General features: G+C 34.1%; 9 protein-coding genes and 1 pseudogene. 1 reads left to right on the top strand and 9 read right to left on the bottom strand.

Annotation, left to right across the window (positions count from 1 at the left end; all coding sequences use genetic code 11):
- Window positions 1–114 (top strand): annotated as a pseudogene (locus FOF46_RS32755) (IS982 family transposase); the annotation flags it as partial.
- Here FOF46_RS32755 and FOF46_RS26895 read toward each other — a convergent pair.
- From FOF46_RS26895 to FOF46_RS26855, 9 genes are all read right to left on the bottom strand, one after another.
- Window positions 107–721 (bottom strand): hypothetical protein, encoded by a 615-nt coding sequence (locus tag FOF46_RS26895; protein ID WP_143918619.1) that lies wholly within the window; start codon window positions 719–721, stop codon window positions 107–109. The pseudogene FOF46_RS32755 and the gene FOF46_RS26895 sit on opposite strands and share 8 nt — an antisense overlap.
- Window positions 722–792: 71 nt before the next feature.
- Entirely contained in the window at window positions 793–1071 is a 279-nt protein-coding gene (locus FOF46_RS26890) for a F0F1 ATP synthase subunit delta/epsilon (protein ID WP_109435038.1), read from the bottom strand.
- A 97-nt stretch (window positions 1072–1168) separates the two neighbouring features.
- Window positions 1169–2677, bottom strand: a complete 1509-nt coding sequence (gene atpD, locus FOF46_RS26885) for a F0F1 ATP synthase subunit beta (protein WP_109435037.1) — start codon at window positions 2675–2677, stop codon at window positions 1169–1171.
- Between the two features lie 513 nt (window positions 2678–3190).
- Window positions 3191–4678 carry an SGNH/GDSL hydrolase family protein gene (locus FOF46_RS26880; protein ID WP_143918618.1) on the bottom strand — a complete coding sequence of 496 codons (1488 nt, stop codon included), beginning with the start codon at window positions 4676–4678 and terminating at the stop codon, window positions 3191–3193.
- 128 nt (window positions 4679–4806) lie between these two features.
- The gene (locus FOF46_RS26875) at window positions 4807–7578 is read right to left on the bottom strand and encodes a TonB-dependent receptor (RefSeq protein ID WP_143918617.1); all 2772 of its coding nucleotides are present in this window, start codon (window positions 7576–7578) and stop codon (window positions 4807–4809) included.
- 227 nt (window positions 7579–7805) lie between these two features.
- Window positions 7806–10547 (bottom strand): TonB-dependent receptor, encoded by a 2742-nt coding sequence (locus tag FOF46_RS26870; RefSeq protein WP_143918616.1) that lies wholly within the window; start codon window positions 10545–10547, stop codon window positions 7806–7808.
- Window positions 10548–10866: 319 nt separating this feature from the next.
- Window positions 10867–12714 (bottom strand): glutamine--fructose-6-phosphate transaminase (isomerizing), encoded by a 1848-nt coding sequence (gene glmS / locus FOF46_RS26865; protein ID WP_109435033.1) that lies wholly within the window; start codon window positions 12712–12714, stop codon window positions 10867–10869.
- A 16-nt stretch (window positions 12715–12730) separates the two neighbouring features.
- Window positions 12731–14389 (bottom strand): BamH family beta-barrel-assembly machinery protein, encoded by a 1659-nt coding sequence (locus tag FOF46_RS26860; protein WP_160114071.1) that lies wholly within the window; start codon window positions 14387–14389, stop codon window positions 12731–12733.
- Window positions 14390–14409: 20 nt separating this feature from the next.
- Window positions 14410–15219, bottom strand: coding sequence for a glycogen/starch synthase (locus tag FOF46_RS26855; RefSeq protein ID WP_109435031.1), 810 nt, complete (start codon window positions 15217–15219; stop codon window positions 14410–14412).
- Window positions 15220–15301: the final 82 nt, after the last annotated feature.

Here is a 15301-nt window from a genome sequence, read left to right as displayed (position 1 = left end):
GAGGGATTTAAAAATAGAATCTTATCAAAGATCACAGCAATGACCATTATTCAATATATCAATAGGTTTGAATTCAACAGAAATATAAACAACCTAAAAATTAATATTAACTAAATGCACAACGGGTTACATAATTATCCTCGGATTTAACATAGACAACTTGCGATGTCACGACTTCAAGGATTTCTTTTTTCATCGTTCCTTGTAGAAGAATTGTTTTCTTTTTGGATTCCTCATTTTCTATTGTACTAAATACATAGTCCTTGATAATGTTCTTTTTACTTGCATACCGATGTCTAAAAAAAAGAGCAAGAACAAATAATATTAATCCAAACCCCAGAAACATATGCTTAAACCAAAATAGGAACAAGCTTAAAGTAAGATGTTCGGGGCTTTTGTTTATAATAACTTCTGTATATATAAAAGCTAAAGTAATTGCTACAGAAAGGTATAAGATGCAAAAAAATAATTCCTCGACCCATTTCCATATTTTAAAACTCTCATAATACCATTTGGATAAAAGATGAAAAAAAATATATACTATAAAACAAATCCATTCATACCTTATAAAATACAGGTTTTTATATGGGTTACTAAAGTTATTTGATCCAAATGGTTGTAAAAAAACAAGTATAAAAACCACGATGAAACTTAGGATCGAAGCGATCAAAAAATGATTTCGAAAAGAAGTTGAATATGGAAAAGGGTTACTTAAAAACATAAAAAATCCCTGTTAACTAATAACAGGGATTAAATATATTGATTTTAAAAAGATCTAAAGTCCTTTCTGGCTTAATCAGCCAATACAATTACTTTATTATCTTTCATTTCGATAGTTCCTGAGGTAATAGAAAGTAGTGTTACTCCGTTTTCACCTTTAGTGAATTTATTAGCAACCTCTTCTTCCAAATTCATATCCCCATACACTTTTACATTTCCTTTTCCTAGCAAAGAAATAATAGGTGCGTGATTATCTAACATTTGAAATTCTCCATCTACTCCTGGCACTGCAACCGAGGTTACTTCACCACTAAATAAAACTGCTTCTGGAGTTACTATTTCTAAATACATAGACAAATTTGTTTGTCATCCTGAACTTTTTTCAGGATCTTATTATTACTTAATTTTCGACAAAAAATACTGAAACAAGTTCAGCATTAGCTTCGGTTTATGCTTCAGCTAACATTTTCTCACCAGCTTCAATAGCTTCTTCGATTGTACCTTTAAGGTTAAATGCAGCTTCTGGTAAATGATCCAATTCACCATCCATAATCATTGTAAATGCTTTGATAGTATCTTTGATATCTACTAAACATCCAGGGATACCAGTAAATTGTTCTGCTACATGGAATGGCTGAGATAAGAAACGTTGAACACGACGTGCACGTCCCACTGCTAATTTATCTTCTTCAGATAATTCTTCCATACCAAGGATAGCAATAATATCTTGTAATTCTTTATAACGTTGCAATAGCTCTTTTACTCGTTGTGCACAATTATAATGCTCATCTCCTAAAATATCTGCAGAAAGAATTCTAGAAGTAGAATCTAAAGGATCTACTGCTGGATAAATACCAAGTTCTGCAATTTTACGAGATAATACCGTTGTTGCATCTAAGTGAGCAAATGTTGTTGCTGGTGCTGGATCGGTAAGGTCATCTGCAGGTACATAAACTGCTTGTACAGATGTAATCGATCCTTTCTTTGTAGAAGTAATACGTTCTTGCATTACACCCATTTCTGTTGCTAAAGTAGGTTGGTATCCTACGGCAGATGGCATACGTCCAAGTAATGCTGATACCTCAGAACCAGCCTGGGTAAAACGGAAAATATTATCTACGAAGAAAAGTACATCTTTTCCTTGTCCGTCTCCCGCTCCATCACGGAAATATTCTGCTATTGTAAGACCAGAAAGTGCAACACGTGCACGTGCTCCTGGTGGCTCATTCATTTGTCCAAATACGAAAGTAGCTTTAGATTCTTTCATCACTTCTTTATCCACTTTGGATAAATCCCATCCTCCACTTTCCATAGAATGCATGAAGTCATCACCATATTTGATAATCCCGGATTCAAGCATCTCACGAAGAAGGTCATTTCCTTCACGAGTTCTTTCTCCAACACCTGCAAATACAGAAAGACCACCATGACCTTTTGCTATATTGTTAATCAATTCCTGGATCAATACGGTTTTACCAACTCCGGCACCACCAAATAATCCAATCTTACCTCCTTTTGCATAAGGTTCAATAAGATCAATTACTTTAATCCCTGTAAATAAAACTTCTGTAGAAGTTGATAAATCTTCAAATTTTGGAGCGTTACGGTGAATAGGAAGACCAGCTTCACCAACTTTTGGAAGATCTCCTAAACCATCAATTGCATCTCCAATTACATTAAATAGACGTCCATATACATCTCCTCCAATTGGCATTTGGATAGGAGCTCCTGTTGCAACTACTTCCATCCCTCTGCTTAATCCATCACTGGAATCCATTGCAATAGTACGTACAGTATCTTCACCAATGTGAGACTGAACCTCTAACACTAGTTTGCTACCGTCTGTTCTGTTAATTTCTAACGAATCATAAATTTTTGGTAATTCAGTACCAGCAGCGAATTCTACATCGATAACCGGACCTACAATTTGAGATACTTTACCTGTAACTTTAGACATTATATAACTATTTAATGTTTAGTATTTAATTATAGTAAAAAAATCAGGTATTCAACTGTACTGAATACTAGCTTTTTTCAGGCTGCAAATATAGTCTTTTAAAATGAAAAAAATAACTCATTTTCTTTTGTTTTTTTAGAGGCATACTTTACTTCTTCTTTAAGCCTTAAAAACACTACTTTTTTAGTTGCTTTACAATGACTTTGAATTGTTTATGAATTAATTTTTACTTATATCTGGTTTACTTGTTTTTAAATAAACTAAACTTAATAGAGACGTATACCGTAGCATTGAGTTGTACTATTTCCGGTTTATCATTTTAATTTTGATCGAATATTTTAATAAATGCAGCTGTATATGAATTTTCAGTTTCAAGTATAGCATCTCATTATTTTCGATGTATTGAAAAAGGAATGTACTCAAAAACTACTTCAATAAACAGCATAAAAAAAACCACTTTGGAAGTATATGTCCAAAGTGGTTTTTTAAAAGAAAATTATATTATCTATTATTTTACTGCAACATTGCTGGCGAATAAAATGTTGGATAATCCACTGCCTTTACTAACGGTAAGTTCGAATTATATGTTGTATTTATTTCTTCAATAGCTTTATTAGCTAAGAATGCATATCCTCTTGCCGTAGGATGTACTCCGTCTAATGAAAAAGCACCTCCAAAAACCAAATTATCATTCAAGAAAAATTCATCAAATGGCACTCCATTTTCGCTTTCAGAAATTTGATCAAGAAGCATATTTGCATCTACAAACGCCAAACCTGCTTGTTGTACTGCCGAACTTATCACTGTATTAAAAGCTGTTGTTGCAGCAGCAATCTCTTGTTGCTCTGCTGGTATCAATACCCATTTATCTTCTAAAGGAACTGAAACCCCATTAATCAATTGTGGATTCCCTCCAACTGTTGTACCTATAAAAGAAGAACTTGGCAACACCAATAAATCTTCAGCTGTAGCTTGTCTATAATTTGGCAAACCTGTCAAACTAGTTAAACTTTCGTCTTCAATTGCTACTGCATTTTGTCCCTCTTTAAACTCGATTGTTCTAGCTTTTCTTTCTGCTTCATCAATTGCACCAAGACCTTCTGCATTTAACAATCCTGCATTATACAATGCATATGCCTGATTAACCGCCATAGCAGTAGCAGCATCCAAAGGAACTGGATTATATGGAACTGTAGTAAAGTGTGGTATCGAAGTTACGTTTGGAATATTAAATGCAACTCCTTTTGCTCCTCCAGAAGTTAACGTAGTTACTAACCCATTATATGCATTAGTAAACATGGTTTGATCAGTTATAGGGTCTGTACCATCTCCTCCTGATAAAGCGTATCCCAAAACATCATTATTTCCAATCCATAAAGAGAAAAATGTTGGGTTTTGCGCCATTGCATCTCCCAATACAGAAGCTGTAGCACTAGAAGCAATTCTTACAAAATAAGGATTTGCCAAGCTTGGCAATCCTGCAGCATTACCATATCCATCTGCTAATAGATGGAAACTTTTAGCTCCCGGAATACCCATATTATTAAATGGCCCAGACAGCACATTGGTAATTTCTGTTGTAGGTATTTCTGGAGTATTATCTCCTGGAGTAGTTCCTAATAATCGTGGTCCAGATTCGTTAGGAGGTTCTGGATTAGGGTCACTATAAAAATAAAATCGAGGATTCAAAGCTGGCATCCCACCTATTAATGCTCCTCCTATATTATCACTCATTAAGGGTTGTGTAAAGTCTCCTCCTCCCGCAAGAGCAAATTGGTTTGCTAAAATATTTGACATCGAATTTTCTTGCCCCGCAATAAATAATGCTCCATCAGTAAATCCTGCTGTCAAAGAATTTCCCAAAGAAACATATGTTGAAAAATCTGCTTCACCTGAAGTAATTACTACTTCTTGCATTGTTGTAGAAGCATCATCGTCTGAGTCACAGGAAATACATCCAAAAATTAGCAGAAGTATTAACCATTTATATTGAGTATTCATCTGTTCTTTTTTATTTGTTTTTACTTATCAGATTGAAAATCGTTATTATGTGTATGTGTTTAAAGCAACATATTTCACATAGCCTTTTTCATATCTAAATTTCTTTAATAGAATTCATTATTATTTTCTTACAAGTTGTTTATTGTTAACCCAATGTAGTACTGAGATCCTATAAACCCTGTTCCAAATGCAGTAAAATATTCATCTCCTCCTATATTTGTTGCTCCTGCCTTAAGTGTAGTTTTTAGTTTTGGAATTTTATAATTTATCTGTGCATCTATAACAGAAAAAGAAGGAATGTTTCCATCTCCAAAAGCAGCTTCCCAAAAATAGCTATCGCTCCATCTATAACTCGTATTAAATCCAAAATTCTTAAACACATTAGTATGTCCCAGAGTACCTTTCACTTTATGCTTAGGGGTATTAAAATTAGTTCTGAAATCAGGATCCTCATCTCTATCAAAATCTTGTTCTGTAAATGTATAGTTGACTCCTACATCAAAACCATGAATTTTGGTAGTAACACCTACGGTTGCTCCCAAGGATTTGATATCAACATCAGAGTTTGTATACGCCTGATACACCTCAAAATCTCTGTTATCTAATGCTGCTAACGCAGTCAAATCTCCACTTGCAATATCTGATACCTGACCATAATACGGAACAATAACATTTTGTGTAGAGATAAAATCTTTATACTGATTATAGTATCCACTTATATCTATTATAAATTTTTTGACCTTTCCTCTATATCCCACTTCAAATGCTGTGATTTTTTCTGGTTCTACGAGATTTGCACCAGAAGCTACTGGCGCTCCATTTTCTACGGAACTTGCAGAAAAAGAATTCTCATATGCTGATCTACCAGTTATAGTCACCGTATCAGATCCTATAATACCAACACCAGCTCCACTCACATCATCAAAAACCCTTACATCTCTATCCAAATTATCTTCTGCAGAACCTACCAATACTGCTCGCCCAACATTCAAACCAATATACAAATCCTGAGTAGTAGGATTTCTGAATCCAGTTTGTACAGAGGCACGAATATTATGATTTCTATCTTCTCCCACTGTATATCCTACAGATAATCTTGGAGAGAAATTACCATCAAATAACTGTGACTTATCATAACGTACAGATGCGGTAATCTTTAGTCTTTCATCGGCAAGTTTCTTTTGAGCTTGTGTATATATCCCAAATTCTGAATAACGAATAGGGCCATCAAAATCTGTAAAAATTGTTCCTGAAGAATTTAACTTATATTCTCTAAATGAACCCCCTACCTGTATATCAGCAAAATCTGAAGTAATATGACTAAAGTTATAATTAACATCCACATGTCTTAGTTGAGTAGCATCTTGAAATTTTGAACCTGTTGCCAAATCAGCATCATTAGTTACGGTCTCAAAAGCTTGTTGAAATTCTGGAGTACCTGGTAATATACGTCCTGTATCAGCGGTTTGTCTTGCCAAGGCGTGTGCTTGTTCTGGCAAAACTCCTGCCAGCGTCGCCTGTACAAAAGCTCCTGCATATTCTCCAAACCAAGTAGGGTCATCTTTCCATGATCGGTTGATATTTATCCCTGTAAAACGTGTGTCATATGAGTCTCCAGCACTTTCATCTGTCAAATATCCTCTTACAAAGAAATTGTTGTTTTTAAATTCTATTTTATGTTGTTGCAAGAAAAAATTACGAATTGAATACCTGTTAGCTCCTTGGTAAATTGTAGTTCCTCGACCTACTTTTCCATTATAAATTATTTCAAAATCATTAGCGAACGGTCTATAATGTAAAGCAGCATCAAACTTTATACTTTCTGCATTGTATGCATTTAAATCCTGTTCATCATATCCTGTTCTACTAACATTCTCATCTGGCAATAGATTTTCTGCTCCAGGAGGTAAAATCCCTCTACCCACAAGTAGTTCTCCAACACCTCTTATATTTACACTCACCTCATCACCATACACATTAAGACCATCATAATTAGGGTCTGATCGATCTGTAGCGGTATCTAAAACATTAACTGTATTTGTCGCAAACCAGTCTGTTCCTCGTAGATAAGAGAAATTCGCTTTTGCTGCAAATTTATCAGAAAACTTATGCGCGAGCCTAATTCCATAATCATAGAACTCATTATCTCCAGCGGCATCTTGTGAGGTAATTCCTCCTTTAAAATAAGCACTGATTCCTTGATGATCAAATGGATTTTTACTGGTCATAAATAGGATTCCGTTAAAAGCATTTGCACCATATAATGCAGATGATGCTCCTGGCAATAGTTCGACACTATTCACATCCAATTCTGTCATCCCTAAAAGATTTCCTAAAACAAAATTAAGAGCAGGAGATGTATTATCCATTCCATCTACTAATTGCACAAAACGAGTATTTGCAAAATCAGCAAAACCTCTGGTATTGATTGATTTAAAAGTTAAACTATTGGTATTAATATCAACTCCTTTTAAATTTTCCAGCCCATCATAGAAATCAACCGAGGTTGTATTTTTAATTTCTTTTATTCCAAATCGTTCTACACTTACGGGGGATTCGAATATACGTTCTGGTGTTCTTGAGGCAGAAACAATTACTTCATCAAGTTCGGTACCTTCTTTTAAAGTAATGACTAAATCGTCAACTGAAGAAGAAATATCAATTGAAGAAGATTCAAATCCAACAGTACTTACTACTATGGTAAAAGGCGGAGAATTTTCTACTGTTAAAGAAAAAAGCCCATCAAAATCGGTAACTGTGCCCACTCGAGCACCTTCTAATGCAATGTTAGCTCCTGGAATTGGTTGATTATTTTCATCAACTACTTTTCCTTTAATTGTTGTTTGTGCAGTAGCAATAACACCTACCATTAGCATTATCACTAATGTAATTTTTTTCATACCCCTGAGTTTTAATAGTTATGATAACAATATACGTTTTTTTAGTAATTTTTCAATAAAATAGCCAAAACTTTGTGTTTTTATGATAAAAAAAACTATTATTTAAATTTATTGATAATTGAAAACTTCATTTATCACAATTCTTTTTTTTAAACTTTTGTGGAAACAAAAAAGCCTGTCTGATAAAAATCAAACAGGCTTTATAAATTCTAAGAATTTTTTCCTTCCTATAGGTTGTTTATTATTAAACCTACATAGTATTGAGAACCAATAAATCCAGAACCAATAGCTGTAAAGTACTCTTCTCCTGTAATATTATTAGCTCCTATTTTTAATTTAGTTTTTAGTTTAGGAATAGCATAGTTAATCTGCGCATCAACAACGGTAAAAGAAGGGATCATTCCTGTTCCAAAATCAGATTCCCATAAATATTCATCACTCCATCTTCCACTCACATTGAAACCAAAATTCTTAAACAACTCATCTTTACCAAACGTTGCCTTTACTCTATGCTTAGCCGTATTAAAACCACTCACAAAATCAGGATCTTCATTTTGGTCAAAATCTTGCTCTGCAAAAGTATAATTCACGCCTAAATCAAAACCTTTTATTTCAGTTGTAACACCAGCAATGAAACCATACGAACTAATATCTACGTCAGAGTTAGTAGACGCTGTAAATATTTTTCTAGTTTGAATATTTGCAGCAGCGGTAGCAGCAGCAGCTTGTTCTGCTGGCGTACCATTTACTCTACCTACACCTGGAACTATTACGTTTTCATTAGCAATAAAATCCTCATATTGGTTATAGTATATACTACCATCTAAAATAACAGATCCAAATTGTGCTCTATACCCAACTTCGTACGCAGTAATCCTTTCTGGTTTTACAATATCAATATTTGCAGCAGTAGGATTTCCTTCAAGTACTGATCTAGCAGAGAATGAATTCTCATATGCATCTCTTCCTGTAATTTGGTTACCAGAAGGATCTTGTATAACATATCTATCAAGGTTATCTGGCGCAGAACCAAGTAAGGCATTTGCACCAATATCTAACCCAATATATAAATCTTGAGTAGTTGGATTTCTAAAACCTGTTTGTATTGACGCACGAAGATTACGATTTCTGTTCGCTCCTAAAGTATATCCCACAGAAAATCTCGGAGAAAAATTACCATCAAATAGTTGAGACTTATCATAACGTACAGAACCGGTAATTTTTAACCTGTCATCTAATAATTTCTTTTGAACTTGAGTATATACTCCAAATTCTGAATATTTAATAGGTCCGTTAGCATCTGTAAAAACAGTGCCAAAAGAATTTAGCTTATACTCTCTAACAGAACCACCTACTTGAATATCTGCAAAATCTTTAGTAATATGACTAAAATTATAGTTAGCATCTGCATGTCTAAATTGTGATTCATCTTTTACTCTAGATCCTTCTGTTAAATCAGGATTAGAGGTTACAGCATCAAAAGCTGTATTAAATTCAGGAGTTCCCGGAATTAAACGACCAGTTTCGGCAACTTGTCTTGCAGCTACATGTGCTTGTTCTTCTGATCCAGTAGCACCTAAAGCCGTAAGATAAGCTCCGGCATATTCTGCAAACCATTGATTATCGCCCTTCCATGCTCTGTTAACATTTATACCTGTAAAACGAATATCATATGAATCACCAGCATCTGAAGCAGTCACATATCCTCTTACAAAGAAATTATCGTTTTTGACTTCTAATTTATGTTGTTGTGAAAAGAAATTTCTTAATGATGTTCTATTAGCATCCTGAGTAACTGTAGTTCCTCTACCAAATCTTCCATTATAAATAATCTCAAGATCATTTGCGAACGGTCTATAATGTAACGCTGCGTCAAATTTTAAACTCTCTGCATCATTTCCGTTAAGGTCTGCTTCATTATAACCCTTTCTACTTACCAATGTATTTGGCAAAAGACTTGCTTGAGTAGGAGTTAAAAATCCGCCTTCCACTAATTGAGCACCAACTCTATCTAAAGTCTGAGCGACAACATCTCCATACACATTCACCCCATTATACCCAGGATCATTTTCTCTTGTTGAATTTGGATTAGATAAATCTTGTTTATCAGCAGCCAACCAATCAGTTCCTCTTAATATAGATAAATTCACTTTGGCAGCAAACTTATCTGAAAAAGCATGTGCCATTCTTACTCCATAATCATAAAACTCATTGTCTCCTGCTGCTTCTTGAGAAGTAAGACCACCTTTTGCATAAGCACTGATTCCTTGATGATCAAATGGACTTTTACTGTTCATAAAAAGTATCCCGTTAAATGCATTCGCACCATATAATGCTGAAGATGCACCAGGTAGTAATTCTACACTTTGCACATCCAATTCACTCATACCAATAAGGTTTCCTAACACAAAATTAAGTGCTGGCGCTGTATTATCAATACCATCAACTAATTGTACAAATCTTGTATTTGCAAAAGTTGCAAAACCTCTAGTATTAATTGATTTTAAGGTCAAACTATTAGTGTTAATATCCACGCCTTTTAAATTTTCAAGACCACCATAAAAATCTGCAGAAGCTGTATTCTTTATTTCTTTTACACCAAATCTCTCAATACTTACTGGTGATTCAAATAATCGTTCAGGAGCTCTAGATGCAGAGATAACTAATTCATCAAGAAAAGTTATTTCTGTTAACGTAATGGTTAAATCACCTGAGCCAGAAGTAACGACAACGGTACCAGTTTCAAAACCAACACTGCTGACTTCCAAGGTAAAAGGATACGCTTTACTGACAGTCAAAGAAAAATTTCCATCAAAATCTGAAATAGTCCCCTCTGTAGTACCTTTTAATGCAACACTAACTCCAGGAATAGGTTGATTGAATTCATCTACAACTTTACCGTTGATAACATTTTGCGCAGTACTAATGACTCCAACAAAAAGCATAAACACTAATATAATTGTTCTCATAAAATAGATTTATTAATCAAGTTAACTTTACTATGCATGCATAGTAAAAATATAAATTAAGGTCGCAAAATTAACCCTTTTTTATTAAAATCAAAGAAAAATATGTTTTTTATCGAAAAAAAACGCATTTAAACGATTTAAAAAGTTAACAAAACTATAATGAATTAAATTTTATAGGATTTAAAATTTTAAAAAAAATAATCATTTGGGTTTTTCTACTACTAATGTAAGTGCGCAAGAAAACATCTATTTCTTGTCATAAAAAAAGACCACCTTGAATAGGTGGTCTTTTTTGAAATTCTTTTTTATAATAGATATATTATTCTACTGTTACCGATTTTGCTAAATTTCTAGGTTGATCCACATTTTTACCAAGCATAACCGCTATATGATACGACAATAATTGTAGTGGTATGGTAGTAAGGAGCGGGGCCAAAAACTCTTCCGTTTCTGGTATCTCTATTACATGATCCGCTAATTCTTTTACAGTCACATCTCCTTCGGTAACTATACCTATGATTTTTCCTTTTCTGGATTTAATCTCCTGAATATTACTTACAACCTTGTCATAATGACCTTTTTTGGTTGCAATTACTACAACAGGCATTTGTTCATCAATTAATGCAATTGGTCCATGCTTCATTTCTGCAGCCGGATATCCTTCTGCATGTATATATGAAATCTCTTTTAACTTTAAGGCTCCTTCTAATGCTACCGGGAAATTAAATCCTCTACCTAAGTATAAGAAGTTCTTTGCATTCTTATAAGTATCTGCGATAAATTTAATATGGTCATTTGACTCTAAAGCTAACTTTACTTTTTCAGGAATTCTTTCTAATTCCTGTAAATAGTAATGAAAATCACTATTTGAAATTGTTCCTTTTCTTTCAGCTAGTTTTAGGGCTATCAAAGATAGAACGGTTATTTGTGTTGTGAATGCTTTTGTAGAAGCCACTCCGATTTCTGGTCCTGCATGTGTATATGCACCTGCATGAGTTTCTCTAGAAATAGAAGACCCCACAACATTACAAACTCCAAAAACAAAAGCTCCATTTTCTTTTGCTAATTTGATTGCAGCCATTGTATCAGCAGTTTCTCCACTCTGAGATATTGCTATCACCACATCATCCTGATGAATAACAGGATTTCTATATCTGAATTCTGAAGCATACTCTACTTCTACTGGTATACGAACCAATTCTTCAAAAATATATTCTGCAACCAAACCTGCGTGCCAAGAAGTACCACAAGCTATAATGATAATACGCTTAGCATTTAAAAGCTTAGCCAGGTTATCATCTATTCCTGCCATTTTTATAATTCCATCAGCCACCCGCATTCTACCTCTATAGGTATCACTTATAGCGTTAGGTTGCTCATAAATCTCTTTAAGCATGAAGTGATCATATCCACCCTTTTCTATCTGCTCCAGATTAATTTGCAGCTCCTGTAAATAAGGATCTACCAAACTATCATCTTTAATGTTTCTTACTTTTACTCCTTTATTTCTACGAACTATTGCCATTTCTCCATCTTCAAGATAAATAGCATTATTTGTGTATTCTATAAAAGGAGAAGCATCCGAAGCGATGAAAAATTCATCCTCACCCACTCCTATTGCTAACGGACTTCCTAATCTGGCAACAACAATCTCATCGGGTTTTTGTTTATCAAAAACAGCGATTGCGTATGCACCTACGGTTTGATTAAGTGCAATTTGAACCGCTTTACCTAATTTTACATTTTCTTTAGTTTTTACATCCTCGATAAGATTCACCAATACCTCGGTATCAGTCTCAGATGTAAACGAATACCCTCTATTTATTAATTCTTTCCTAAGGGCATCATAATTCTCGATTATACCATTATGTATAATCACCAAATTCCCAGAATTAGAATAGTGTGGATGAGAATTTACGTCGTTAGGCACTCCATGTGTAGCCCATCTTGTATGACCAATCCCTATATTTCCTTCTAAAGGAATCTCTTTTACTATTCGTTCTTCAAGATCTGCAACTTTGCCTTTGGTTTTAGACAATTTAATATCATTACCGTCATATAAAGCGATTCCTGCAGAATCGTATCCTCTATATTCTAATCTTTTTAATCCTTTTAAAACAATTGGATAGGCTTCTCTATGGCCTATGTACCCTACTATTCCGCACATGATTTAAGTTTTTTTGTTAGTTGTTTTTTGATGCTGTATAAAAAATATCCAGTTTTAAACGTTTAGACTCAGGAACACTTGCTCCATTTCCATAGAGAACTGTCCCTTCATGGGAAACTATTGACGAGGTGGGGATCACCTCATTATTAGTGATAGGGGTATCACCGATTGAACTTGTTATTATGTTTACATTTTGAGAAACTGATAATCCGAGTTTTACATTATCAAATTGATCATTCAGGACATTTAAGATATACTGTGTAATACGTATTCTATAAAACTCTCCATTACCATCTGAATCTCTACTAATTCGCCCTAAGTGATTTGTTCCAGAAACAATTGGAAAATCAGCAGTTATAGATGGGTCCACAAGATAGTCTACGAGCACTTCTCCCGTTTCTGTATTAAAAATAAAGATTCTTTCTGGTTCAGTAACTCCTGGCAAAACTTTATCTTGATTAATATAAAATTTAAGACTTGCATCGTTTATTAACCAATCTTGTCTTTTTAGAAAACTAAGCTCATTTTCTTCTTCTCCATTTTCATTAATAACATTACCCCCGAACAAATCTATCACTGCATATGATCCTGCACCTCCTTTTAGGTATAAATCAGCCTCTCCATTAGTCGAATCTTGGTTTTCAGGAAGTAATTCGTCTGCGATAGTCGGATCAAAATCGGTTTTTATAGAATTCATGATAATATTAGAAAAACCTAAGGCCAATTCTCCATCATCTCTAATTGCAGAACCATCATCTGCCGTAGTAGTCGTATCAAAACTATAATGTAATGTTAGCTGTGCTCCAGCAGTATTAAGGTATAATAGATTTCCTGTATCATTTACAGGTTCTGCCTTAATATAAATTCCTCTAAAGTAGTTTCGAAAATTATTCACATTACTTAATTCTATACTACCTTCTTTATCCAAAAACAATGTTTTAAACTGTGCTACAACCTCATCAGAAAACTTAACTCTTAGTCTTGGAGACACACGTTCACGGTTTTTTGTCACCGTACCATCAGCAGCAGTTGTTTCTGTTGTTAAAATAATCTCTTCTTCAGAAGGTACAAAAGCAGTATTAGTATGCAATAAAGTTCCTTCTACTTCTGGTCCAAAATTAGTCTCGATATCGTCAGAATAATACACTTGTCTATCATTAGAAGCTGGATCAAAATCTCTTAAAAAGTAATCTGATTTATAAATTGAAAGTCTAAATGGCGAATCTCCGTATATAGAATCCAGTCTATATGTAGTTGCCGTTTCAGTAACCGTTTCACTTATCGCAACTGACGTAGTCCCCGTAATAGTACTAGAATAGGGTAGACTAAAAACAACACTATCCAAGACCGCATTAGTTCCAAAACTTGGGCTAAATTGAGATGGTTGAACCTGGGATAAGATACTATATACCGATTGACCGTATACCGGATCGTTATATACTCCCAATATATTAGAATGAATTGCTCCTTGTAAATCACGAGGCAGGCTATTTGTACGTACTCTGTCAAATTTTCTACTAAACGCTACGGGAATCGCTGTATATTGATTGTCTTCAAAATTAACATCTCCTATAACCTCACTACCAACTGTATTAAAATCGTCATCACAAGACAAAAAGGTAGAAACAACAGCTACTATAACTGTAGTTCTAATTAAAATGTTCTTCAATTTCATAAATAATTTCATCGTTTTGCTTATACCAACACTTCCGTTTGATAGAAAGCTTCATAGGCATCTGCAAATTCATCTGGTTTTTTATATTCTAAAACTGGTTGGTCTATAGTCTTTAAGTGTTCTACAAGTTCTGCCGGAATTTCTTCAGACCCTACAATTATAGCATCAGAATTATCAACAGCCACCTTCATAAGATTACTATATGTTGGTTTTGCCAAATCACTTATTTTTTCTTCATCTATTCCGTCAAACTTCACTTTTTCCATCATTTTCATATCCAAGGTACCTTCGTATCCATGGTTATATACCGAAGTTACTATTTTACTATGACCAAAAAGAGGTTCATTAGCATAATAGTTTTTCAAGTATAGCGGTAGGAGTGAAGCAAGCCAACCGTGTACGTGAATTACATCTGGCGACCAGTTTAACTTTTTAACCGTTTCAATAACCCCTTTGGCAAAAAAGATTGCTCGTTCGTCATTATCAGGAAATAATTTTCCTTCTTCATCTGTTAAAGTTGCCTTCCTTTTAAAATAATCTTCATTATCAATAAAGTAAACCTGCATCCGCTCTTTTGGAATAGAAGCCACTTTAATGATAAGAGGCATATCTAAATCATTAATAACTAAATTCATACCCGAAAGTCTTATCACCTCATGCAACTGATGCCTTCTTTCATTAATATTACCATATCTAGGCATAAAAATTCTTATTTGACCCCCTTTGCTATTTACCATTCTTGGCGCTTCAAAAGACATAGATGAGATTTCAGTCTCTGGTAGGTAAGGTATTACTTCTGATGATACATACAATATCCTCTTATCTTTCATATAATCGATACTTTTATCGTCCTCCTTTTGGAATTAATTTTGCAAAATTACGAAAATTTATGCAGTCTGCCAGTAATATCTT

The sequence above is a fragment of the Aquimarina algiphila genome, from assembly GCF_007489275.1.
Taxonomy (GTDB): domain Bacteria; phylum Bacteroidota; class Bacteroidia; order Flavobacteriales; family Flavobacteriaceae; genus Aquimarina; species Aquimarina algiphila.
Note: the sequence above shows the minus strand (reverse complement) of the source record. Positions and strands in the feature narration are given on the sequence as shown.

What these genes read in the sequence shown, in the direction of transcription:
- FOF46_RS26855 (WP_109435031.1), bottom strand. Translation starts at nt 15,219, where the DNA reads ATGAAAGATAAGAGGATATTGTATGTATCATCAGAAGTAATACCTTAC.
- FOF46_RS26860 (WP_160114071.1), bottom strand. Translation starts at nt 14,389, where the DNA reads ATGAAATTGAAGAACATTTTAATTAGAACTACAGTTATAGTAGCTGTT.
- FOF46_RS26895 (WP_143918619.1), bottom strand. Translation starts at nt 721, where the DNA reads ATGTTTTTAAGTAACCCTTTTCCATATTCAACTTCTTTTCGAAATCAT.
- glmS (WP_109435033.1), bottom strand. Translation starts at nt 12,714, where the DNA reads ATGTGCGGAATAGTAGGGTACATAGGCCATAGAGAAGCCTATCCAATT.
- FOF46_RS26890 (WP_109435038.1), bottom strand. Translation starts at nt 1,071, where the DNA reads ATGTATTTAGAAATAGTAACTCCAGAAGCAGTTTTATTTAGTGGTGAA.
- FOF46_RS26870 (WP_143918616.1), bottom strand. Translation starts at nt 10,547, where the DNA reads ATGAGAACAATTATATTAGTGTTTATGCTTTTTGTTGGAGTCATTAGT.
- FOF46_RS26880 (WP_143918618.1), bottom strand. Translation starts at nt 4,678, where the DNA reads ATGAATACTCAATATAAATGGTTAATACTTCTGCTAATTTTTGGATGT.
- FOF46_RS26875 (WP_143918617.1), bottom strand. Translation starts at nt 7,578, where the DNA reads ATGAAAAAAATTACATTAGTGATAATGCTAATGGTAGGTGTTATTGCT.
- atpD (WP_109435037.1), bottom strand. Translation starts at nt 2,677, where the DNA reads ATGTCTAAAGTTACAGGTAAAGTATCTCAAATTGTAGGTCCGGTTATC.